Origin of the sequence: Youngimonas ophiurae (nom. illeg.) (assembly GCF_049803795.1) — a bacterium.
Classification (GTDB): Bacteria; Pseudomonadota; Alphaproteobacteria; order Rhodobacterales; family Rhodobacteraceae; genus Thalassobius.
Window position 1 is genome coordinate 25,003 of sequence record NZ_JBNAGJ010000013.1, and the last position, 23,144, is coordinate 48,146.

The 23,144-nt window shown below is 64.2% G+C and carries 20 protein-coding genes; 9 read left to right on the forward strand and 11 right to left on the reverse strand.

The window, feature by feature from the left end:
• Positions 1–271: 271 nt before the first annotated feature.
• The 4 genes from ACP15O_RS18065 to ACP15O_RS18080 all read right to left on the reverse strand — a co-directional run bounded on the left by ACP15O_RS18065 (position 272) and on the right by ACP15O_RS18080 (position 6,716).
• On the reverse strand, positions 272–2,545 hold the full coding sequence (locus ACP15O_RS18065) for a Hint domain-containing protein (protein WP_425097414.1): 2,274 nt from the start codon (positions 2,543–2,545) through the stop codon (positions 272–274).
• Positions 2,546–3,177: 632 nt separating this feature from the next.
• Positions 3,178–4,521: an O-antigen ligase family protein gene (locus tag ACP15O_RS18070; protein WP_425097415.1), complete on the reverse strand. Its 1,344-nt coding sequence runs from the start codon at positions 4,519–4,521 to the stop codon at positions 3,178–3,180.
• Positions 4,518–5,981 (reverse strand): GumC family protein, encoded by a 1,464-nt coding sequence (locus tag ACP15O_RS18075; protein WP_425097416.1) that lies wholly within the window; start codon positions 5,979–5,981, stop codon positions 4,518–4,520. The genes ACP15O_RS18070 and ACP15O_RS18075 overlap by 4 nt, the downstream gene beginning before the upstream one ends.
• Positions 5,982–6,101: 120 nt before the next feature.
• Complete coding sequence (locus tag ACP15O_RS18080) at positions 6,102–6,716, reverse strand: response regulator (protein WP_425097417.1); 615 nt, start codon at positions 6,714–6,716, stop codon at positions 6,102–6,104.
• Between the two features lie 274 nt (positions 6,717–6,990).
• Between ACP15O_RS18080 and ACP15O_RS18085 the strand changes: the two genes are divergently transcribed.
• The 3 genes from ACP15O_RS18085 (at position 6,991) to ACP15O_RS18095 (ending at position 11,551) form a co-directional block, all read left to right on the forward strand.
• Positions 6,991–8,403, forward strand: coding sequence for a WecB/TagA/CpsF family glycosyltransferase (locus ACP15O_RS18085; RefSeq protein ID WP_425097418.1), 1,413 nt, complete (start codon positions 6,991–6,993; stop codon positions 8,401–8,403).
• 121 nt (positions 8,404–8,524) lie between these two features.
• Positions 8,525–9,049 (forward strand): putative pterin-binding protein, encoded by a 525-nt coding sequence (locus tag ACP15O_RS18090; protein WP_425097419.1) that lies wholly within the window; start codon positions 8,525–8,527, stop codon positions 9,047–9,049.
• Positions 9,050–9,070: 21 nt separating this feature from the next.
• The gene (locus tag ACP15O_RS18095) at positions 9,071–11,551 is read left to right on the forward strand and encodes a hybrid sensor histidine kinase/response regulator (protein ID WP_425097420.1); all 2,481 of its coding nucleotides are present in this window, start codon (positions 9,071–9,073) and stop codon (positions 11,549–11,551) included.
• 51 nt (positions 11,552–11,602) lie between these two features.
• On the opposite strand, the gene ACP15O_RS18100 is transcribed toward ACP15O_RS18095, so the two are convergent.
• A complete protein-coding gene (locus ACP15O_RS18100) occupies positions 11,603–12,853 on the reverse strand; it encodes a polysaccharide biosynthesis/export family protein (protein ID WP_425097421.1) in 1,251 nt (416 codons plus the stop codon).
• A gap of 214 nt (positions 12,854–13,067) precedes the next feature.
• On the opposite strand from ACP15O_RS18100, the gene ACP15O_RS18105 reads away from it, so the two are divergent.
• From ACP15O_RS18105 to ACP15O_RS18120, 4 genes are read left to right on the forward strand one after another with little or no spacing between them, the layout of a single operon-like run.
• On the forward strand, positions 13,068–14,312 hold the full coding sequence (locus tag ACP15O_RS18105) for an oligosaccharide flippase family protein (RefSeq protein ID WP_425097422.1): 1,245 nt from the start codon (positions 13,068–13,070) through the stop codon (positions 14,310–14,312).
• 3 nt (positions 14,313–14,315) lie between these two features.
• Complete coding sequence (locus ACP15O_RS18110) at positions 14,316–15,239, forward strand: glycosyltransferase family 2 protein (RefSeq protein ID WP_425097423.1); 924 nt, start codon at positions 14,316–14,318, stop codon at positions 15,237–15,239.
• Between the two features lie 14 nt (positions 15,240–15,253).
• Positions 15,254–16,243, forward strand: coding sequence for a glycosyltransferase family 2 protein (locus ACP15O_RS18115; protein ID WP_425097424.1), 990 nt, complete (start codon positions 15,254–15,256; stop codon positions 16,241–16,243).
• An 18-nt stretch (positions 16,244–16,261) separates the two neighbouring features.
• A complete protein-coding gene (locus tag ACP15O_RS18120) occupies positions 16,262–17,275 on the forward strand; it encodes a glycosyltransferase family 4 protein (protein WP_425097426.1) in 1,014 nt (337 codons plus the stop codon).
• Here ACP15O_RS18120 and ACP15O_RS18125 read toward each other — a convergent pair.
• Genes ACP15O_RS18125 through ACP15O_RS18135 form a run of 3 tightly spaced genes read right to left on the reverse strand, consistent with a single transcriptional unit; the run spans position 17,272 to position 20,303 of the window.
• Positions 17,272–17,952: a GntR family transcriptional regulator gene (locus ACP15O_RS18125; RefSeq protein ID WP_425097427.1), complete on the reverse strand. Its 681-nt coding sequence runs from the start codon at positions 17,950–17,952 to the stop codon at positions 17,272–17,274. The genes ACP15O_RS18120 and ACP15O_RS18125 overlap by 4 nt on opposite strands.
• Positions 17,949–19,115, reverse strand: coding sequence for an acetylornithine deacetylase (gene argE / locus ACP15O_RS18130; protein WP_425097428.1), 1,167 nt, complete (start codon positions 19,113–19,115; stop codon positions 17,949–17,951). Before argE ends, ACP15O_RS18125 begins: the two co-directional genes overlap by 4 nt.
• A 3-nt stretch (positions 19,116–19,118) precedes the next feature.
• Complete coding sequence (locus tag ACP15O_RS18135; protein WP_425097429.1) at positions 19,119–20,303, reverse strand: M24 family metallopeptidase; 1,185 nt, start codon at positions 20,301–20,303, stop codon at positions 19,119–19,121.
• Between the two features lie 153 nt (positions 20,304–20,456).
• Here ACP15O_RS18135 and ACP15O_RS18140 point away from each other — a divergent pair, with 153 nt between their 5' ends.
• Positions 20,457–21,830, forward strand: coding sequence for an aspartate aminotransferase family protein (locus ACP15O_RS18140; protein WP_425097431.1), 1,374 nt, complete (start codon positions 20,457–20,459; stop codon positions 21,828–21,830).
• 94 nt (positions 21,831–21,924) lie between these two features.
• Positions 21,925–22,152: a hypothetical protein gene (locus ACP15O_RS18145; RefSeq protein ID WP_425097454.1), complete on the forward strand. Its 228-nt coding sequence runs from the start codon at positions 21,925–21,927 to the stop codon at positions 22,150–22,152.
• Here ACP15O_RS18145 and lysC read toward each other — a convergent pair.
• The 3 genes from lysC to ACP15O_RS18160 are packed head-to-tail and all read right to left on the reverse strand — an operon-like array spanning position 22,104 to position 23,144.
• The gene (gene lysC, locus ACP15O_RS18150; protein WP_425097432.1) at positions 22,104–22,337 is read right to left on the reverse strand and encodes an Rz1-like lysis system protein LysC; all 234 of its coding nucleotides are present in this window, start codon (positions 22,335–22,337) and stop codon (positions 22,104–22,106) included. The two genes, ACP15O_RS18145 and lysC, sit on opposite strands and share 49 nt — an antisense overlap.
• On the reverse strand, positions 22,285–22,596 hold the full coding sequence (locus ACP15O_RS18155) for a hypothetical protein (RefSeq protein ID WP_425097433.1): 312 nt from the start codon (positions 22,594–22,596) through the stop codon (positions 22,285–22,287). Before ACP15O_RS18155 ends, lysC begins: the two co-directional genes overlap by 53 nt.
• On the reverse strand, positions 22,593–23,144 hold the full coding sequence (locus ACP15O_RS18160) for an N-acetylmuramoyl-L-alanine amidase (protein WP_425097434.1): 552 nt from the start codon (positions 23,142–23,144) through the stop codon (positions 22,593–22,595). The genes ACP15O_RS18155 and ACP15O_RS18160 overlap by 4 nt, the downstream gene beginning before the upstream one ends.

Below are 23,144 nucleotides of genomic sequence, written 5' to 3' on the forward strand. Positions count from 1 at the left end.
GTGACTTTGCCTCAATACCTGTGTCCCGGCGATGTCCGGAACTTATCGCGCATTGGTTACACAAGGGTTTCCCGGCAAGAATGGGGCGCGAATAGGGTTTTTCAGCAGAAATCCGGGGGAAATGGGGCGATTGTTTCGCCTCAAAGTTAAAAACCCTGCCCCAGGCAGTGCCCAGAGCAGGGAATTCGCAAGGAACAGAGGACAGCCCCACCCCCTATTCCCGCACCCGCCCGAACAGGCCGGGCAGGTCGCTGCAAAGAGTATAGAGAGCTTAGCCGTTCACCAGCAGACGGGCCTCATAGGACTTCAGCGAGCGGCGCGCGGCGGCATAATCCCGAATACCGTCCTGCGTGGCCAGTTCGGGGAACAGCTCCAGGATTTCCTGACGCTGCGCATCGCCGATACCGTTCAGGGTGTAATCCCCCGGCTGGAAGCTCTCGGTCCAGGCGCCATCCGACAGGACGACCTCGTGCCGGTCGAACATGAAGTGGATATAGGTGGTACCCATCACGTCCACATTATGGATGCCGTCCATCCCGACCAGATGTTTGGCTGCGGCCAGGACCTCGCGCTCTTCGAAATAGAGCGCAGCCTTGTCGCTATTCACCAGCATCCGGTGGTTGGGCGACACCATCATGTCGCGTTCCGGCAGGCCATTGCCCAGGGCGCCGGCCTTGATCAGCACGGGTTTCAGGTGCGGGGTCTGCGCCAGTTCCAGCCCTGTCAGCTGTTTCGCACCCACCCAGCGGATTTCCTGAATGCCGTTGTCACGGGTCAGAACCTTGTCGCCTTCCTTCAGATCCTGCACCAGACGCGCGCCCTGAGGCGTGGCAATCCGGGTGCCGGGGGTAAAGCAGGGCACGATTTCCTCGATATTTTCGAAGGTCGCGGTGCCGATCACATTGCCGTCGTCATCCAGATATTCGATGGTCCCGTCAAAGCCGTTGCCATCACTGTCTGTCGTGGTGGTGCCCACACGCGCATTGCCGCCCGTCAGGATCAGCGTATCCCAGTCATCGCCATCCTCGTCACCGCTGGCATGTTCGCCCGCTTCGATGCCGATGATGGTATCGCGATCCGCGCCGCCGGTCATGTTATCCACGCCCGAGCCGCCAACCAGCGTATCGTCGCCGTCGCCGCCGAACAGGGTGTCATCGCCATTGCCGCCGATCACCAGGTCTTCGTCGATCTGGCCATCCAGGAAGTCATTGCCCGCGTCGCCATACAGGGTGTCGTCGTCATCGGCCCCAAAGATGGTGTCGTCGCCGGTTTCACCGTGGATCAGATCGCGGCCGTTTTCGGGGCGCAGGTCAGAGTCATCCTCGATATTCACCGAGTCGGGATAGATCGGGTCCAGCCCGCCGTAGATGAGGTCATCGCCCGAACCCGCGTTGATCGTGTCCGAGCCCTCGCCGCCGATGATCGTGTCATGGCCCGAGCCCCCATCGATCAGGTCGGCGTCAATGCCGCCGTCAATCGTGTCAGCGCCCAGACCGCCCAGAATGGTGTCCGCGTCATCGCCGCCATAGATCTCATCCGCGCCGTCACCGCCGTCGATATAGTCACGGTTGTTATCCGGGTCCGCGTCCGAGCCATACAGCCCCGGATAGCCCAGATCGGGCAGATCGGTGGCATCCGGCACGGTATCGTCGCCATAGATGACATCGTGGTTGTCACCGCCATAGACCTCATCGGCGCCGTCACCGGCCTCGATCGTGTCTTCGCCATTGCCGCCCAGGATGGTGTCATCGCCGTCACCGGCCTGGATCACGTCATCGTCGGGGTCATTGCCGGGGAAGATATTATCGCCCGCATCCACGAAATCGCCATCGGGATCGCCGTCATACGAGGTGTCGATCAGATCGTCCCCGCCAGTACCCAGAACGATACCGTCGCGCTCGCCCGGCTCTTCGGGTTCATCGCAGTCGATGGTTTCGAAATGCACATCGGTGACATAGACGCGCTGCGCGCCGTCGCCTTCGTTGGCGTATTCGATCTCGATCCGGGCCACGGGGCCGGCGATTTCCACCAGAGCCGAGCCCTCGGCGTCCGTGGGTTCGAAATTGGCACCGCCGCCGGTCATGTCATCGCCGGTCACGCCAACGGCGCTGCCGGGGGTCAGGGTCACAGGGACCACGTTGCCATGCGCATCATAGGCGCGCACGGTCACCACATCCAGCATCGAGGTGCCGCCCTCGGTGTAGGGGTCCGCGCCGCCGTCAATATCCGAAATGCGGAAACTGACATCCTGAACTTCGTCACCATAGGCATCGTCGGCCGAAGCAAAATCCAGCGACACAACCGAGGTGGTGTCCCGGCCGCCCTCGCCGCCCGATCCCAGCAGTTTCAGCACGGAATCGCCAGCGTCGAACACCTCGCCCGGCGCAACGTAAGTGTCTGTTGCCATGACGTAGGCTTCGGCACTTTCATCAACGGGGGTAAAGCCGACGGTGACATTCACCCCGCCAGTGTCCACAGTTGACGATCCCGTTACAGCCGCGTTGGTTGCCCCAATGGCACCCCAATCCAAAAACAAATTAGCCATGACAAACCTCTTTCACCAGACTCTCGCGCCTTGCGGCCTTATCCTTAGACAAGCGGGCGCGAGGCCCATGCCCATTTCCACAATGTCGCGCAATCAGCCGTCAGCGAAGCAAACCTGTCCCGGCACCGGAAACGCATTCCGGCGTTGGTCTTTCCGATCCAGTACCTGACCTGTTTTCCCCCCCAGGATTACACAGATGTGGTACGTCAGCAGCTTCGCATCAGTGATGCGCAACGGTTCCAATGGCCGCCCCAGTGGCCATAGACTTCGCCCCCCAGTCGGGCTGTCCATTGAAATCTAGCCAAAGCCATGGCCCCAAAAAAGACAGGATTTCCACGGAATTGCCCGGTTTCGCCCCATTTTGTGACAAATTTGATCAGCCAGCACGGGGAATTTGCAATGAATGTAGACAATATGAGGCTCAAATTTAGTGACAAATTGAGATTTTACCGCAAGATACGCCCCGAACCCGCAACCCCTGCGGGAATCCTGCGCCTTATAGCTGCAAAACTGTTCCCGAATTGCGAACAATGCCACATTTCCCAATTCAGCCGCCTGGGTGACACATTTTCGCCCAATTTCAAACTTCCGCAGGGTCAATTGTCGCCAATGTCGAACCAATCTCGGGGATTTTAGGGGTTTGGCCCCTTCTCGGCCCCAGCAGGCAACGTATTTATGCCCCGCAAAGGGCGCGAATCACCCTCAGCGCGCAGCCCGGTCCGTTCGGTCTCCAGCTCACGCGCATGACGCCCCAGAATCAGCAATCCGGGCCACAGCATATAGGCCTCGATCTCGATATTCTCGCCAAAGGACAGCAGGACAAACGTCATGACAATCCCCAGAGGCAGCCGCCCGCGTGGCCCGCGCGCCGCATCCCACAGCCCCAGACCGATCTGCCACAGCAGCGGCACCAGCAGGGCGGCAAAGCCCACCAGCCCCTTGACGAACAGCAGCCCATACCAGGTGTGATGGCTGCCGATCGGCATGTATTCCACCAGATGCGGACCGGGCTGGACGGTGCCATGGCCGAACCAGTAGGCCTCATTCTGCCAGCGCTCAGAGGCAATGCGTTGCAGCGTTGCGCGCACTCGCGTGCTATCTGCCCGCGCCGAGGCAAATGCGTTCACCCCCGCCTGAAGACTGTTCCAGATCGCCCCGCCCAGCACCGCCATCGAGGCCGTCACCCCCGCCAGCACCTGCCAGGCCCAGCCGCGCAGGATCAGCGGCAGCATCCGCGGGCCGATCGTGCAGGCCACCAGCCCCACCAGCCCCATGCGCGATTTCGAGGCCAGGATCATCAGCACCCCCGCCGTCAGCCCAACCCACATCCAGCGGCGGTTCTTTTCCTCCAGCGCGAACAGCACCATCATCACCCCCAGCAAGGCCGCAAAGGGCGACCAGGGCGCAAAGAACTGCCAGCGCGGCGTCCAGCTGGCCGGATCCAGCGTATACAGATAAACCGAGAAATATTCAGGCCCCGGCCCGCCCACGGCCTTGAACGGCGAGGTAAACAGCCTGGACGGCAGCCCCACATAGGGCGCCACCAGCAGCAGCGGCGCCAGAGCCAGCGTCCACGCCCCCACCACGCATTGCGCCCGCACCAGCAGCTCGCGCCGGATCGGCAGGATGGCACCAGCCAGAATGAACAGCGCCAGCAGCGCCCAGCCCTTGGCCCATCCGATTGAGGATTTGATCGTCTTCTTCAGCCCCAGGCCCCAGTCCAGATGGCCCACCCACAGCGCCACCAGCATCACCGCCATACCCGCGATCCACGCCCAGACAACAGGCGGGATCGGGCCCGTGGCGCGCAGGTCGGTGCGGATCGCGGGGCCCAGATACAGCGACAGCACCGCCAGCCCGGCCAGCAGCCACCCCAGAACCGGCCCCACCAGATACAGCGCGCCGATGGCATAGAACGGCCATGTCCAGATCAGCGCGCGCCAGATCAGCGCCTCGGCCGGGTTGAGCGGCCTCATGACCGGGCCGCCTTTGTGCCCAGCAGCCCGTCGATCAGGCGGCGGCGGACCCAGCCCATGGCCAGCCCGATCAGCAGGAACACTGTTGCGCCTGCCCCGGCCACCAGCGCCAGTTTCCGATTAGGAGAGCTGGGGCGCTCGGCCAGGGTCGGGTCTTCCAGCACCTGCACCAGCGGATACGAGGCATAGATGTCCGATTTCGACGATTGCGCCCGCGCAATGGCAGAGGCAAAGACCGCCTCGGCCACGTCGAAATCACGCTGCATATCCTCCAGCTGCGCGGCCTGGGGGGCGGCGCGGTCCAGACGGGCGGTTTCACGCATCAGACGCCGCGCCAGGGTTTCGGTCTGCGCGTGCAGCCCCGCGCGCTCGGTTTCCTGGCGGACCAGTTCAGACAGCAAATCCGCTCGGGCCCCATCCGGAGCCAGATCCAGATGCGCCAGCGCCTGCGCGCTTAGCCCGGTCAGCGCGGTGGCGCGCGCCAGTGTCAGGCGCTGCTCGGCTTCATGCGCCGCCCGCGCACGGGTCACATCGGGATGCTGCGGGCCAAAGCGCGCCCGCAAACCGGCCAGATCCGAGGCGCTCTGGGCCATTTGCGTCATCATCGTCAGGTATTCGCGATCGGCAAAAAGCTTCAGCGCCGCAGCCGCCTGATCGGGGCTGACCCCCAGCTGTGTGGACAGTTTGGCCACGGCCCCGCTGCGCTGTTGCAGCTGAGCGCGCAGGGTTTCCAGCTGATCGCGCAGACGGTCATTGGCGGCGACTTGCTCCTTATATTGCCCCGCCGAATGCAGCCCGGTTTCCCGTTGCAGGGCAGTGATCGCGGCACGCGTCGCCTGCACCGAGGCGTAATATTCCTGAATGGCACCCTGCCCGCCGCCCTCGCGGGTTTGCTGTTCGTCCTGGCGCAGGCGGTCCAGTTCCTCGAAGAAGGCGTTCAGCAGCGCCTGCGCGCGGGCCTGCGCCTGCGCCGGGCTGGGGCCGTCCAGACGCAGGTGAATCATGCCGGTCTGATCCACCAGGGTCACGCGCGGTTTGCCAAAGGCCCGCGGCTGGACCCCCACCCGATCGGCCGCAGCCTGAACGATCCGATCCGCGGCCAGCAGGCGTTTGTAGGTTTCCGTCGGGCTGATCGCATTGCTGGCAAAGGCCGAATTAGCATAGGACGAGGCCTGCCCGATCTCATTGAGATTCACCGAGGCCGACGCGCCCGAGCCAGGCAGGATCAGCGACCCATGCGAGGCATAGCGCAGCGGCGCGGTTTTCAGATAGCCCGTGATCGGCGCCCAGATCAGCGCCGCGCCCAGCAGGAAAAACCCCAAATAGCGCGGCAGCCGGCCCAGATCGTCCAGACGCCCCCCCCGCAACACCCGCCGCACCGACAGCAGACGCAGAGGGATGCGCCACAGGCTGGGCAAGGCAGGTTTTGGGGAAATTGCGGGGTGGGGCCTGGTAACCATTGGATGTCTCCTTTGGCTACATCCCTAACGCGAAACGCGCCGCATTTGTGCCGCGCGCTTGGATGGTCCTCTTGGGGAAATGGCTAGGCCCCTATCCGATCGGATGGGTGCGTGGGCCGGTCAAAACACCCCCGCATCGCGCGCCACGATCGCCGCCTGCGTCCGGTTCGACACCTCAAGTTTGCGATAGAGCGTCTTCATATGCAGCTTGATCGTCGGCTCGGTCAGGTCCAGATCGCGGGCGATTTCCTTGTTGGATTTGCCCTCGGTCAGCCCCTTCAGAACCTGCATCTCGCGGGTTGTCAGCTTCTCGGCCAGCGGGTTGACGGCCTCTTCTTCTTCGGCGGTCATGAAGGCGATGGGGGCGTATTGTTCGCCCATGGCCATGAATTTGATCGCGTTGACCAGCGACTTGGCAGGCAGCGTTTTGGGGACGAACCCGGCCGCGCCGGCCTCCAGTGCTTCTTCGGCAATGGCGCGCGTGGCCTCGCCCGAGATCAGCGCCACCCTCAGACCATCGCGCATCTGCAGCGCCTGGCGCAGGCTGTCCAGCCCGTTCATGCCTGGCATCTTGTAGTCCAGCAGCACCAGATCATAGCTTTGACCGCCCTCGATCAGCGCACGGGCCTCATCGAACGAGCCAACGGTGTCTGTCTCCAGCCCGCCCTCGGCACTCAGGAACGCAACAAGCGTGTCGCGCAGCAATTCATGGTCATCGGCTATCAGAATACGCAATCGGTTTTTCTCTCTCTATCTATGAGCGATTAAATCCTCAGCGCCCCGCGAACTCAAGCGTTTATCCCAAAGCCCCCCCGCGCGTTCGGGCAGCCCACCTATCCGGACGGATGGGTTCCGGGGCGTCAGCGCATCTTGGGCACCCTATCGGCAGCCCCGACCAAACCAACGCCCCCCGAACCTGTCCGCCCGCCTGATTGCGCGGCGCAGGGTCAGGGCGGCACGCTCAGGGCAATCCCGAACCCATCCACACCCCCGAGGTTGCCCCATGCAGATGACCCAAGTTTTCCCCGCCGCCGATGCCCGTCCTTTCACACGCATCCCCGCCTATCCCAAACCGCGCTGCGCGGATGGGAGCCTGCCGACGCTTCCCATTCTGGGACTGCCCGTCGTTACTGCCACCACTCATGAAACGGTGCAGGCGCTGCTTAGCGGCAGCGCGGCGCGGCAGGTGTTTTTTCTCAATGCGCATTGCGCCAATATCCGTGCGCAGAATCCGGCCTATGGCGCGGCGCTGGCGCGGGCCGATTATGTCCTGCCGGACGGGATCGGCGTTGAGCTGGCCGCGCGGATGCAGGGCAATCGGCTGGCAGAGAACCTGAACGGCACCGATTTCACCCCGGCCCTGCTGGCCGAGGCGGCGCGGCGCGGCAAATCCGTGTTTCTGCTGGGCGGGCGTCCGGGCACCGCGCAGGCGGCGGCGGACCGGCTGTGCCTGACCATTCCGGGGTTGAAAATCGCGGGCACGCTGAACGGGTATCAGGATGCGCAGAACGAGGACGCCGCCATTCACACCATCAATGCCTCGGGCGCGGATATTCTGCTGGTCGCTCTGGGCGTTCCGCTGCAAGAGCTGTGGCTGGATCGCAATGGCGCGCGCCTGTCGCCGCAGCTGCGGCTGGGGGTTGGGGCCTTGTTCGATTTTCTGGCCGGCAATGTGAAACGCGCCCCCAAGCCGGTGCGCCGGGCGCGGGCCGAATGGGTCTGGCGCCTGGCAATCGAGCCCCGCCGCATGGCCCGCCGCTATCTGATCGGCAATGTCACCTTTCTGGCCCGCGCGATGCGCCATGCCCTGCCGCGCCCCAGCCCCGCCCAGATCGCCAAGCGCGCATTGGATCTGACGCTTAGCGCCTGCGGCCTGCTGGCCCTGACGCCGCTGTTCGCGCTGACCGCTCTGGCGATCAGGCTGGACAGCCGGGGCCCGGTCTTTTTTACCCAGGAACGGGTGGGGCGCGATGGGCGTCCCTTTCGGATGATCAAGTTCCGCTCGATGCATGTGGATGCGGCGGAACGGCGCGCGGCGCTTCTGGCCAGCTCGGATCGGGACGGTATCTGCTTCAAATCCCGCAACGATCCGCGGGTGACGCGTGTGGGCCGGTTGCTGCGCCGCTCGTCTCTGGATGAGCTGCCGCAGATCCTGAACATCCTGCTGGGGCATATGTCCGTGGTCGGCCCCCGCCCGGCCCTGCCCGAAGAAGTGGCCGCCTACCCCGCCCCCGCACTGGAGCGCCTGTCCGTCCGCCCCGGCCTGACCGGCGTATGGCAGGTGTCAGGCCGCGCCGACATCAGCTTTGAAAAGATGATCCAGATGGATGTGGCCTATGCGCGCTCGCGCTCGGTGCTGCTGGATCTGATCCTGATCGCGCTGACAGTCCGCACGGTGATCAGCGGGCGCGGCGCCTATTGACCCCCCAAAAGGATAGGCGCACCTATCCGACCGGGTAGGTGCGCATCCGATTGCCCAGATGCCCGGCGATCCGCTCTATGCGATAACTGGGTCCAAGCCGTTCTACGTCAAGGAGACCTCAATGTTGCCCCCCCTCTTTCGCCCGCTGCGCCCCCTGGCCCTTGGTGCGGCGCTGACGCTTTCGCTTGCACAGGTGGCACTGGCCGAGCTGGCCACGCCCGAAGGCAAGGTGGTTCTGACCGTGTCTGGCACGATCAGTGAAACCAACGCCGGCGACACCGCGCAGTTCGACATGGCCATGCTACGCGCCCTGCCCGCGCAGGAAATCACCACCTCGACAATCTGGACCGCGGGCGATCAGACATTCGTGGGCGTCGCGTTGAAGGATCTGGCCCAGGCGGTGGGCGCCGAAGGGGCGATCCTGCGCAGCTATGCGATCAATGACTATTCGGTGGACATTCCGGCCTCGGACGCGATCGAGGGCGGCCCGATCATCGCCTATCAACTGAATGGCGCGGCCATGTCCGTGCGCGACAAAGGACCACTTTGGATTGTATATCCGTACGATTCGGCCTCCTCGTATCGAACCGAGGTGATATACTCGCGCAGTATCTGGCAGCTGGATCGCATCCAGATCACCGACTAAGGCCAACCCGCACGAGGATAAATGTTACGAGCCGGAACTTTGCGCCGCCAGGGATATGCCGTTCTGTTGACCGCCGCCGTGCTTTGCATTGTGGCGATCATCTCTTTGGCGCAGGCGGTTTCGCGCGATTTGACACTGCTGGAATCGGCCAATTCCGATAACGTGCAATGGACCCTGTCGCAGGCCGAAGTCGAATATCTGGAATTCGAACGCGAGCTGGACCACGGCATCGCGCGCGGCGCGCCCGATCTGGATCAGATCCGGCAGGAATTCGACATCTTCTATAGCCGCATTGCCACGCTGCAAAATGGCGCGCTCTATCAGGATCTGCGCCAGACACGCGATTTCACCGAAGCACTGACCGGGATTCGCGCCTTTCTGGACCGACATGTGCCGCTGATCGACGGGCTGGAAGCGGCCTCGGAGCAAGAGCTTCTGGTCCTGCAACGGGAAACGGCCGAGCTGGATTCAGAGGTGCGCAAACTGGCCAATTCGGGGCTGTTCTACTTTGCCAAACTGTCGGACGAGCGGCGCAAATCCATCGCCATTTCGCTACAGCGGCTGGCCCTGGTGACGACCTCGCTGATCGCGGCGCTGGCGCTGCTGGCTTATTATTCCCACTGGATGCGGCATCAGGCGCAGCGCGGCAAGATCGAACTGCAAAAGGCCTATGCGCGGGTGAACACGGTGGTGAATGCGTCGCTGGATGCGGTGATCGTGTCGGACAATCAGGGGCGCATTCTGGATTTCAACGCCGCCGCCGAACGGATTTTCGGCTATCGGCTTGAGGACATCCGCAACCAGCCTCTGGGCGATCTGCTGGTGCCCGAACACCTGCGCGAGGCACATTTCAACGGGGTGCGCCGGATGAACCGCAACGGCGAGGCCCGCGTGATCGGCCATGGCCGCCTGCAACTGGAGGCCATGCGCGCAGGCGGCGAGGTTTTCCCCTGCGAACTGGCCCTGGAAAGCGCCGGACGCGGCGAAGACCGCCTGATCATCGGCTTTCTGCGCGACATCTCGGCCCAGGTCGCCGCCGAGCAAGAGCTGGTCGAGGCCCGCGACCGCGCCCTGGCCGGAGAGAAAGCCAAATCCGATTTCCTGGCCGTGATGACCCACGAAATCCGGACACCGCTGAACGGGGTGATCGGCAATCTGTCCCTGCTCGAAGAAACCCAATTGACCCAGCGGCAGGGGCGCTATGCGCATAACATGTCGATCTCGGCCCGGCAGCTGATGCAGCATGTGGACACGGTGCTGGACATCGCCCGTTTCGAGGCCGGACAGATCGCCAGCACCGAGGCCCCCACCCATCTGGGCCACCTGCTACAGGATATCGTGGACGGCCAGAGCGGCCACGCCGAGGCGCGGGGCAACACGCTGCAATGGGGCTGGCTGGGCCAGCAGATGACCTGGGTCCAGACCGACGCGGCCAAGCTGCAACAGGTGCTGCTGAATCTGGTGGGCAATGCGATCAAGTTCACGCGTGACGGCAAGGTCTCGCTTGAAGCCGAGCGCGTGGCGCCCGGACAGGTGGAATTTCGGGTGATCGACACCGGGATCGGAATTGCTCAGGCCGATCAGGCCCGCGTCTTCGAGGATTTCCAGACGATTGACACCTCATTTCAGCGGCAGAGCAGCGGCACCGGGCTGGGGCTGGGCATCGTGCGCCGGCTGGTCGAAACTCTGAACGGCGAAGTGGGGCTGGAAAGCGCGCCGGGGGCCGGCAGCGTGTTCTGGATTCGCCTGCCGATGACAGAATGCGCCCCCCCCGAGCCCGACGCCGCGCCGCCCACCTTGCATGACCTGCAGCGCAAGCTGGACATCCTGGCGGTCGAGGACAATGAAATCAACCTGATGCTGCTGCAAGAGCGGCTGGAGCTGATGGGCCACAGCGTCCAGACCGCGCGCAACGGGCTGCAAGGCGTCCAGGCCGCGGGCGCGCATCGGTTTGACCTGATCTTGATGGATATTTCGATGCCGGTGATGGACGGGCTTGAGGCCTGCCGGCAAATCCGCGCGGGCCAGGGGGCCTCGGCCGGGGTGCCGATTGTGGCGCTGTCGGCCAACGTGCTGCCGGATTTGCGCAGCAAAATCGACGAGGCCGGCATGTCCGGTTTCCTGGGCAAACCGCTGCAACAGAACGAATTGCTGACCCTCCTCAGCGAGGTCGAACGCGCCCCCACAGCCGCCCCCGTCCCCACAGCCGCCCCCGTCCCCACAGCCCCCGCCCCCGCGCCGCACAGCACCGTTCTGGAACGGCTGCGCGGCCGGTTCGAGGCCGAAGTCTCCGAGCTGATGGCCTGGCTGAACGCCCCCGGCACCGATCACGCCGACATCGCCGCGCGCTGTCATATGGTGGCCGGGTCCGCCGCCGCCTTTGACCGGCTGGACCTGCGCGACGCGCTTGTGCAGATTGAACATGCGGCCAAAACCGGCGCGCCCTCTGAGACCTTGCAGGCAAAGATCAAAGCCGCCCAGGCGCTTTGGCCTGTGCCGTGATCCGGCCCATCGCGCGCGCCAGGGCAGCACCGGCCCGCCATGCCCGTGGCTTTAATCGCTTCCAGAGCTTTTGTTAAACAGGGTCAGCGCGCCGATCAGCCCCAGCACGCGGGCGGCCTCGGCCAGGTTGGTGACGCTGCTGTCATAGCAGGCCAGCGCATCGCCGGGCAGCACGTAAGGATCATAATCATCGCGGTCCGCGCGGCGCAGCAGCGGCTCGATTTTGCGTTCGATCACCGTGGACACACCCGTCATCGGATTGCGCGAAGCCAAAAGCGCCGAGCGCCGCGCGCTGGTCACTTGTGCCCCGCCCACGCAGTTCGAATCCACCACCGCCTGAATATAGCGCGTGCCATACGGCACCTCGCGCACCTCGCGGCCAATCGCAGACGAAGCATTGTGCAAGGCCGGTTGGGTCAGGTTCGACAAAAACAGCGTCACCCCCGGCGGGCTAAGCGGGCCCGGTTTCATCAGATCGTCCTGAAAACAATCGCGGCTGTGGACGAAAATCTCGTCCCCGGTCAGCAACATCACATCGGCATTGGTGCGCCCGGCGAACAGATCGCGCAGGTCCAGCCGGTAGGTGCGGTTTGCCCGGCGCAGCTCGACCGCGGAGAGATCGGCATCGGGGCGCAATCCCCCCGCCGCCCGGATCGCCGCCGACAGATTGCGCGCCTCGGTCGAGGATCCCAGCGCGGTTTGGCGTTCGCTGTCGATCTGATCGCCTGGCACGCCGCCGATCTCGACCGCGTGGGGTTCGAACACGGCGCCATTCACCCCCACCGAAACCGAGGCAAAATCCGTCACCCGCACCGACAGGCGCGGCAGCGTTTCGTAAAACCCTTCGGCCAGCAGGGCGCGGCCCAGATCCGCCTCGATGTCATCCGTGGTGCGCCCCTGCGCGCGGATCGGATCCAGAAAGGGCAGCTTGAGCGTGCCATCACGCGAAATCACGTAAGATCCGTTCAGCACCTCATCGTCATCGACCCGCACATCCACCAGATCATTGCGCGTCACCCGTTCGCCCAAAAGTGGCAGCGCCGCCAGTTTTCCGCCCTTACCGCCCTGCGCCATATCGGTGAAACCGCCCCCCAGAAGCGGCTTGCAGCGCTGCGCGTTCATCGTGGCCGATTCCAGAAAGACGGGCTTTGCGATGGCCGAGGGCGGTTCGCGATATTGCGCCTGATACCCCCCCCCGCGCGAGACTTGCTCGATATTGTCGGGCATGGGCGAAACAGAGCAGCCGCCCAGAAAAACCAGGCCAAGGCCCAGAAAAGCGTTCGCTTTGGGGAAGGATGTCATCGGGGCTCCGCTCGGGTTCTTGTTTTAACCATCTTAGGGTCAGCGCCCCCTCTAAGGCAACAATCTGTTCGCGCCAATACTGCGGACAGATAGGCGGACCTACCCACCCGGATAGGCGCGCGCTGCCTTTCCCCCAACGATCCGCCCCTGTGCGCAGCGGCATGCGCCTTCGCCTTCAGATAGTCTGAGCCTATACCCAAGCACGGACACGATCATGAACAGCGCAAAGCAGACAAGCAGCACAAAGACACTGGCCCAGAACCTGGCCGCCTATGGCGCGTCCGAGGCTGCGGCCAAGCTGTCGCGCCTGTTCGTGGTCGTGGCCGTCGCACATCGTCTGGATCCGGTTCAGATCGGCCTGGCCGCCGCCGCGCTGGCCGCTGCCGACATCCTGAAGGCGCTGACGGAAAACGGGGTGATCCAACGTATTATCGCCGCGCCCGACTCGGTGCTTGCGGCCACCTGCGCCGCCGCCCACCGGATTTTCTGGGTCTGGTGTGGGGGGCTGTTCGCGCTTCAGGCCAGCGTAGCCGGAGCACTGTGGATGCTGGGCGGCAATCTGACCGTATCGCTGCTGATCCTGATCCTGGCGGCCGAGTATCTGTTCATGCCCGGCGGGCTGGTGCAGGCCGGCCTGGCCATGCGCGCCGGGAAAATGAAACGCACCGCCGCCATTGCCGGCAGCCAGGTGGTGATCGCGAATGCGATGGCCGTGGCGCTGGCGCTGATCTGGCCAAGCGCTCTGGCGCTGATCCTGCCGCGCCTGCTGACCGCCCCCTATTGGCTGATCGCCATGCGCCGCCTGCACCCCTGGCAGCGTGCCCCACAAGTGCGCCCGGCGGCCCTGCGCCCCTTTGTTTCTTATGGCGGGGCCGTGCTGGGGGTTGAGATCGTCAAGGCCCTGCGGATGCAGGCCGATAAGCTGATCGTCGGGCTGGTGCTGGGCACCGAGGCGCTGGGGATCTACTTCATGGCCTTCAACGCGGGGCTGAGCATTGCCAGCTCGTTCTCGGTGGCCTTTGCCACGGTGCTGTTCCCGCATCTGTGCGCCGCGCAGGATCGGGCCCATGCGCTGCGCAACTCGATTATCATGAGCCTGGGTCTGATAACCCCCGCCGTTCTGGCTCAGGCGCTGCTGGCGCCGGTCTATGTGCCGCTGCTGCTGGGCCAGACCTGGGCCGAACATGCGCCTGTCGTGTCCATCCTGTGCCTGGCGGCGATCCCGACCCTGCTGTGGACCTCGGCCGCCGGATGGCTGCGCGCCCAGGACCAGCCGCAAAAGGAATTCGCCGTCACCGCCCTGCTGACCACCGCCCTGGTGGCCAACACGATCCTGATGGCGCCTCATGGCCTGCTGGCCATCGCCACCGGCTATACCGCCGTCACCTTTGCGGTGCTTGGCCTGGCCTCGATCCCGGCGCTGTCCTTCGCTTTCTCCCGTCCCCTGATCCGAGTGTAACCCATGCCCCGTTTTTCCATCATCATCCCCGCCTATAACGCCGCCAACACGATCGGAGACACCCTGTCCGCCATCGTCGCGCAGACCTATACCGATTGGGAGGCGCTGGTGATTGACGATGGCTCTGTCGATGCGACGCGCGAGATCGTGGGCCAGTGGACCCGCAATGACACCCGTATCCGCCTGGCCGGCCACCCCGGCGACGGCCCCAGCGACGCGCGCAACTTTGCCGCCTTTCATCTGGCTCAGGGCGATATTCTGGCCTTTTGCGATGCCGATGACATGTGGGCCAACACCAAGCTGACGCAGATCGCGCAGGCCATGGTTTCACCGCTTGTGGATGGCACTTTCGGACGGGTGGCGTTTTTCGCCCAGAACCCGGCCGATGCGCGCAGCCTGTCGAACATGCCCAAAACCGCGCTGAGCATCCCGATTCTGATGGGGGAAAATCCGGTCTGCACCCTGTCCAACCTGTCCATCCGACGCGAGATTTTCCTGCTGTCGGGCGGGTTTGACCGCAGCTTTGTCCACAACGAGGATCTGGACTGGCTGATCCGCGCCGTCGGCTCGGGGGCCAGCCTGCGCGGCATTGACGAGGTGCAGGTGTGGTATCGGGCCTCTCCCACGGGGCTGTCCTCGGATCTGCCGGCGATGCGCGCCAGCCGGTTGCGGGTGCTGCAAACCGCGCAACGCTACGGCTACCGGCCCGACAGCGCGACCGAGGCAATTTATCTGCGCTATCTGGCCCGCCGCGCCCTGCGTCTGGATCTGGGCCGGCTCGAGGCCCTGCGCCTGTCGCTGGACGGCCTGCGCCAAAGCCCCCGCGCCTTTTGCAGCCCCGCCCGGCGCGGGATTGCCACCGCCCTGGCCGCCGCCCTGGCCCCTGTCCTGCCGCGCGCTCTGCGCCGCGCTTTGTTCAGCCACTAAGAAAGGTCCACGTCATGCCCAAAGCAACCGTTGTCGTTCCCGCCTTCAATTGCGCCAGCACGCTGAGTCAGACTCTGGAGGCGCTGATCGTCCAGACCTATACCGATTTTGAGATCGTCATCGTCGATGACGGATCCACCGATGACACCCCGCAGATCGCCCAGGCCTATGCCCGCGCGCCCAACATCCACCTGGTGCGCCAGGCGAACCGAGGCCTGGCCGGCGCGCGCAACACCGGGATTGCCGCCGCGCAGGGAGACTATATCGGCTTTTGCGATGCCGATGATCTGTGGCTGCCGGAAAAGCTGGCCCAGCATGTGGCCCATCTGGATGCCAATCCCGCGGTCGGGCTCAGCTATGCGGGCTCGCGGCTGATGACAGCCGAGGGCACGCCCACCGCGCATACTCAATCGCCCAGGCTGCGCAATGTCACCGCCGCCCATATCCTGAAACGGAACCCGGTGGGCAATGGCTCGGCCCTGGTGATGCGGCGCGCGGCGCTGCGTGACATTGCCACCCGCCCGCTGATCGAGACCCAGCGCGACTGGGTGTTTGATGAGACCTTTCGCCAGTCCGAGGACATCGAATGCTGGCTGCGCCTGGCCCTGACCACCGACTGGACGATCGAGGGCATCCCCGGTGCGCTGACCCTGTATCGCATCAATCCGGGCGGGCTGTCCGCCAATACCAGCCGCCAGCTGGCCGCATGGGAACGCATGATCACCAAGCTGCGCCCGCTGAACCCGGCGTTCTTTGACCGGCACGCCGCCCCCGCCCGCGCCTATCAGCTGCGCTATCTGGCGCGCCGCGCCATCAGCGACATGGACGGCAACACCGCCCGCAAACTGATGCAGCGCGCGCTGGCTACCTCGGGGCGGCCGCTGATCGAAGAGCCCGCCAAAACCCTGATCACCTGGGGCGCGGCTCAGGCGCTGGCCCTGCTGGGCCCGGCCGCCCTGCGCCCGCTGTCAGGCCTGTTCCGCCCCGCCCTGCCCAAAACCTGAATCCCGAAAGGAGCCGCCATGAAACGCCCTCAGATCATTCACCTGGTTGACGACACCACCGCCGGCGGCGTGATGCGCCTGCTGGAGTATATCTGCACCGACCCGGACATGGGCCGCAACGCCCACCACAGCCTGCGCGTGGTGCGCAAGGGGGCGCTGTCCATGCGGCGGATCAAGGCAGATGTCATTGTCTCGCATCTGTCGGTCAGCTGGCGCACCCTGCCCGCCCTGATTTCCCTGCGCGCGCTACATGCCGACACCCCCCTTGTCCATGTCGAGCACAGCTACACCCAGTCCTTTACCGCGCTGAACGTGGCCAAGAAGGATCGGTTTCTGACGCTGCTGCGGATCGGCTATGCGATGTTCGATCATCTGGTTGCCGTCAGCCAGGCGCAGGCGCGCTGGATGTTTCGCCACCGCCTGGCCGATCTGGGCGCGCTCAGCGTGATTTCTCCGACTGTGCCGCTGGCCTCTTTTGCCGCCCTGCCCGCGCCCAAGGGCCCCCCGCGGACCATCGGCGCCATGGGACGTCTGGACAGGCAGAAGGGCTTTGATCTGCTGATCCCGGCCTTCCGCCAGATCGCCGCGCCGGACGCACGGCTGATTTTCTATGGCGAGGGCCCCGAGCGCGCCCGGCTGACCGCCCTGGCCGAGGGCGATCCGCGTATTGTTTTTGCCGGTCACAGCGACAGCCCCGAGGCCGCAATGCAGTCCGTGGACGCCATTGCCATGCCCTCGCGATGGGAGGCCTACGGGCTGGTCGCCCTTGAAGCCCGCGCCGCCGGTCGTCCCGTTCTGGTGTCGGGAATCGACGGGCTGAAGGATCAGATCGCCGACGGGGCCACCCCCGTGCGCAACTACACCGTCGAAGGCTGGAGCGCGGCGCTGCAAAGCCTGCTGAACGGTGACATTCCCGCCGCCCCCCGCCCCGATGCGGCGCTTCAGTCGGTGGAGTTCGCCCGCCAGTGGGATCAGCTTTTTCGCGGGTTTCAACAGCAAACCCCGGTGGTTCTGAGCGCCGCCAAAGCCTAGGGTTTTTGCTGCAAAAGCCGTTGAAAGCTCATGGAAATATGCGCGCGCTGCACATCGGCCAAAGCGGCCGGATCGCCCGCGCGCAGCGCCAGCCGGATGGCCTCCAGCTCGTGGTGAAAAATGCGGAACTCGTCCTGTAAATCCAGGCGCGAGTTCAGCACGAACTGCAACCAGATCCGTTTGGTCTGATAATACAGCCGCTCCAGCACCTGCCGGAGCGGCGGATTGCCGACCAGCTCCAGCAGGGTTTCGAACACTTCGATGTCGAATTCGGTGAATTCCTGCGCAGAGCCGCCCGTGATGATCTGCCGGCTGCGCGCGATCAGCCGCTCGAACCGTTGCAAAAACGCCGCATCGGCCTGCACCGGATCCAGCCGCCCGGTCAGCGCTGTCAACTCGACCCGCAGGCGGTAGACCTCGGCCAGCTGATCAATCCCGGCATCGGTGACCAGCGTGCCGATACCGTGCTGCGACTGCACCAGCCCCTCGTCCTCAAGCCGCGCCAGAACCCGGCGCAGAGGCGTCCGGCTGATCCCGAAGTCCTGCGCCAGCTCGGTTTCGGACAGCCGCAGCCCCGGCGGATAGATCAGCAGGCAGATACGCCGCCGGATTTCCCCGTGGATCGCCCGATGCCGCCCCCGGCCCGAGACCGCCGCGTTATCCTGCTGCGATGTCATTTTCCCGCGGCGCTCAGATGTTCGGACAGCCCGTCCAGCATCCGCAGACAGGCCTTCAGCTGATCCAGCGCCAGGTATTCATCGGCCTTGTGCGCCTGCCGGATCGAGCCCGGCCCGCACACCACCACATCCATCCCCAGCGCCTGATATATCCCGCCCTCGGTGCCAAAGGCGACCTGCGCCGCGTCCTTGTGCCCGGTCAGCGCGCTGACGATCCGGCGGGCCTCGTTCCGGGTGGTGGGCATCAGCGGGCCGACCTCGGCCACCACCTGCGTGCGCACATCCGAGCCCGCGTGCACCGCCCGCATCTGCGGCAGCAATTCATGGGTGACGTAATCGCGCAGCGCAGTTGTCACGAAATGCGCATCCTTGGGATCAACCGGGCGCATTTCCCAATCCACCTGCGCCTGTCCGGCAATCACATTGCGTGCCACTCCGGCCTGAATCTGCCCGATATTGATCGTCGTCCAGGGCGGATCAAAGGGGCTGTCGGCGGGGGCCATATCGCGCAGAATGTCCCGCAGATGCAGCAACCGCGAGACATATTTCACCGCCGCCTCGGCCGCGTTCACCCCAAAATCAGGCTGCGAGCCATGCCCCTCAAGCCCCTGAAAATGCGTGCAATATTCATAACATCCCTTATGGCCTTCGATGATCTTCATCTCGGTCGGCTCGCCCACGATGGCCAGGCTGGGCCGCAGCCCCTGCGCCTTTAGCATCCCGGCCAGAGCCTGCGCGCCGAAACAGCCGGTTTCCTCATCATAGGTCATGGCGATATGCAGCGGGCGATCATGCACACGGCGCGCAAACACCGGGGCCGAGGCCAGAACGGCCGCCAAAAACCCCTTCATGTCGCAGGCCCCGCGCCCATAAAGCCGCCCCTCGCGTTCGACCATCACGAACGGGTCCGAGCCCCAGTCCTGCCCGGCCACCGGCACCACATCCGTATGCCCCGCCAGCACGATCCCCCCATCTACACGCGGGCCCAGCGTTGCGAACAGATTGGCCTTGGTGCCGCAGGGGGCGGCCTGGATGTCCACCTCGGCCCCACACAGGCGCAACAGCCCCGCCGCATAGTCGATCAGCGCCAGATTGCTGTCATCGGACAACGAAGGAAAGCCGATCAGCTCGCCCAAAATCTCTTTGCTATAGGCCAATTGCATGGCTCAGTCCTTTACGAACAGTTTCCGCGGCACATCGCACAGGGTCTGCGCGGCCCCCTCTGGCTGGATCAGGATGGTTTCGGTTGTCTCCAGCCCCCAGCTGTCCATCCATAGCGCGGGCATGAAGTGAAACACCATACCCGGCTGCAAAACCGTCTGGTCCTCGGCCCGGATCGAGGCCGTCCGTTCCCCCCAGTCGGGCGGATAGCTCAGCCCCACCGGATAGCCCGCGCGCCCCGTACGATCTATACCATAAGACCGCAGCACCTCTAAGAACGCATTATATATATCGCAGGTCCGGTTGCCGGCGCGGGCGGCTTGCAGGCCTGCCTCGATCCCCGCCATCTGCGCCTCTTCGGCGCGGCGCATGTCATCGGGCGGCGTGCCCAGAAACACCGTCCGGCATAGCGGCGCGTGATAGCGCCGGTAGCAGCCCGACAGCTCGAAAAACGTGGCCTCGCCCGCGCGCATTTCATCGCCGTTCCACGTCAGATGCGCCGCCGTCGCATCCAGCCCCGAGGGCGTCAGCGGCACGATCGCCGGGTAATCGCCCCAGATGTCGCCCACCCCGGTCAGAGCCGCATGATAGATCTCGGCCACCAATTCGTTCTTGCGCAGCCCCGGCGCGGCGCGCTGGAGTGCGGTTTCGATCACATGCTGGGAAATCCGCGCGGCCTTGCGCATAAAGCCGATCTCTTCGTCCGATTTCACCAGCCGCTGCCAGTTCACCATCCCCGAGCCATCCAGCAGGCTGGCATTCGGCAATTCCTGCGTCAGCACCGCATGGGCCCTGGCCGAGTAATAGTAGTTCTCCATCTCTACCCCGATCCGCGCGCCCGAATGGCCCAGATCCTGGATCAGCGCGGCCAGATGCTGCATCGCGTGGCGCTCGGTCGATTGGACGTAATCGTCGGGGTAGCCGTGGATGCACTCCGCGCCCATCCAGCAGGTCCGCCCGGCCCCCACCGCATCCATGTTGCGCCCCCACCAGATCGGCGTGCCCTCGGCCGGCACCAGAACCCCCTGATGCACATAGAAAGACCAGCCGTCATAGCCCGTCAGCCAGGCCTGATTGGACGGATCGGTGACAAACAGCAGATCCAGCCCCGCCTGCGCCATCGCGGCACGGGTCAGGGCCAGACGGCGGTCATACTCGGCCGGGCTAAAGGGAAGATGGCTGGCGCTCATGGCAGTTCCTTTCCGAGGGCGCCCGCGCTGTACACAACATGGGCGAAAATCCAAGTTTCAGACGGATTAACCCCCAATAACCTTGCTAAAATCAAGTCCCGCCTTAAAGGTTGTGTACAAATTCCCCGATTCCGGCCAGAACAGGAGATGCCGATGCTGAAAAATGACCAACTTGATGCCTGGGATCGCGCGGCGTTCTTTCATCCCTCGACACATCTGGCGCAGCACGCACGCGGCGACAGCCCGACCCGCGTGATAAAGACAGCCGAAGGCGCGCATATTCAGGATCGGGACGGCACCCGCCTGCTGGATGCCTTTGCCGGGCTGTATTGCGTGAACGTGGGCTACGGACGCTCCGAAATCGCCGAGGCCATCGCCCAGCAGGCGCATCAACTGGCCTATTACCACGCCTATGTCGGCCACGGCACCGAGGCCAGCATCACCCTGGCGAAAATGATTCTGGATCGCGCACCGGCCGGCATGTCCAAGGTCTATTTCGGGCAATCGGGCTCGGATGCGAATGAAACCAATATCAAGCTGGTCTGGTACTATAACAACATCCTGGGCCGCCCCGAGAAAAAGAAGATCATCAGCCGCTGGCGGGGCTATCACGGCTCGGGGTTGATGACGGGCTCGTTGACCGGGCTAGAGCTGTTTCACCGCAAGTTCGATCTGCCGCTGACGCAGGTGATCCACACCCAGGCCCCCTATTACCTGCGCCGCCCCCGCCGCGACATGTCCGAGGTCGAGTTTACCGCTCATTGCGTGGCCGAACTGGAGACGCTGCTCAAACGCGAGGGCGCGGACACTATCGCCGCCTTCATTGGCGAGCCCGTGCTGGGCACCGGCGGCATCGTCCCCCCGCCCGAAGGCTACTGGCCCGCGATTCAGGCGGTTCTGGACAAGCATGACATCCTGCTGATCGCGGATGAGGTGGTGACAGGCTTTGGCCGGCTGGGCAGCATGTTCGGCTCGGATCATTATGGGATGAAGCCCGACCTGATCACGATCGCCAAGGGGCTGACCTCGGCCTATGCGCCTTTGTCCGGGTCCATCGTCGGCGACAGAATGTGGAAAGTTCTGGAACAGGGCACCGATGAAAACGGCCCCATCGGCCATGGCTGGACCTACTCGGCCCACCCGATCGGAGCGGCCGCAGGGGTGGCGAATCTGACCCTGCTGGACGATCTGAATCTGGTGCAGAATGCGGCGCAGATCGGCACCTATCTGAAGGCCGGCCTGACGGACGCCCTGGCCGATCACCCCCATGTGGCCGAGATCCGCGGCGAAGGGCTGCTCTGCGCGGTTGAATTCGCCAAAGACCCGGAAACGCTGACATTTTTTGATCCGTCCGAGAAGATCGGCCCGCGCCTGTCCGCCGCCATGCTGGACCAGGATCAGGTCATCGCCCGCGCCATGCCCCAGGGCGACATCCTGGGATTTGCCCCGCCCTTCTGCCTGACCCAAACCGAGGCCGACACAGTGATCGCCGCCACCAAACGCGCAGTAGAAACGGTGCTGGGCTAAGCGCCTGCGGGGCATATCACCACCAGGGCTGCCCCGCAAAAACACCCCGCGTCAGGCGGTTGCATCCCTGAATATTCCAAAAAATGCGGAAGCCTTGACATTCAAGGTGGTACCCAAGGCCGGACTCGAACCGGCACGCCTTGCGGCGGGGGATTTTGAAACTCTCGATTTCCCAATAAAATCAATGACGGCGTTAGTCAAAATTCACCACTATCGCCGTCAATGTGCCAAAGTGTTAGTTGGCAATTTTGAATTGCGGGATTTTCCCGCTATTCAGCTTACCGTCTTCCGGATCGCCTCGATCTTGCCGTTGGCACAGTGACGCCCCCGCATTTCAGCGAGCGCAGCATCAGCCCATTCACCCTCTGTCTCAGGACGCGGGCCAGTCCAACCGGCACAGGCGCGCAGCAGATCGGCCGGGATCACAGGTGGCGGGGCGACAACCTCGGGCAGACTACGGCCACAGCCGCTTAGCAGCACCGCGCAGATAATCAGATAGCGGCGCATCGGCCCCCTCCATTTTGATCAGTTCGTTTCGTAGTTTGTCGAAGTCGGCTCGCTCTTTTTCGGCCTGATCCAGATAGGCGCGATGGACGCGGGCGGCTTCCTCGGCCTGAGACAATGCCGCCTGAGCAGAGGCCAGAGAGGCCTGTGTGGTGGCAAGGTCGGCTTTCAGGGCACCTCGGTCGCGCTCGACCCACCACAGCGCCACAGCAAGCCCAGCAGCGGCCACAGCGCCACCTATGGCCGCCCACCGCCAGATCATAGGAACACATCCTCTGTGGCAGCCAGAATGGCGCGAGCCAGCGCGTCAACTTCGCGCCCTTCATCCGTAGCCGCAAGTCCCTCGGGTGACGACCCGAAAAACGGCTCGATCAGTGCTGCGGGGGCCTTCCCGCTGATCAGGCTTGCCGATCCGCGTCCGGTGCGCACAATCTTTTCGCCACGGTCTTTCAGCCCCAGAGCGTCAAGCATGTGCTCTTGCAGCGCCCCTGCATAGGCCAACGACATTCGCGACCCGCTGGATAGTGTCTCCGTGCCCGTGGCGTCGGGGTTGTGGTGACTGTTGAAGTGAAGCTCTACCGTCGCGTCAGCACCCCATTCGTCGGAGCGCCGGTACACGTCCTGAATTTCCTTGGTGTAGGATCGGATCACCGGGTTGCGAAAGAACACCTTCACATCAATCGCCGCCGGAGCGAGATCATAGATCCGCATGGCCAGCTTGGAGTTCCATGACCACTCTGTTTCGCCGGTATCTTGGCGGATTGCCCCTTGGGCTCGGGCATTATGCCCAACTACAACGGCCAGCTTCAT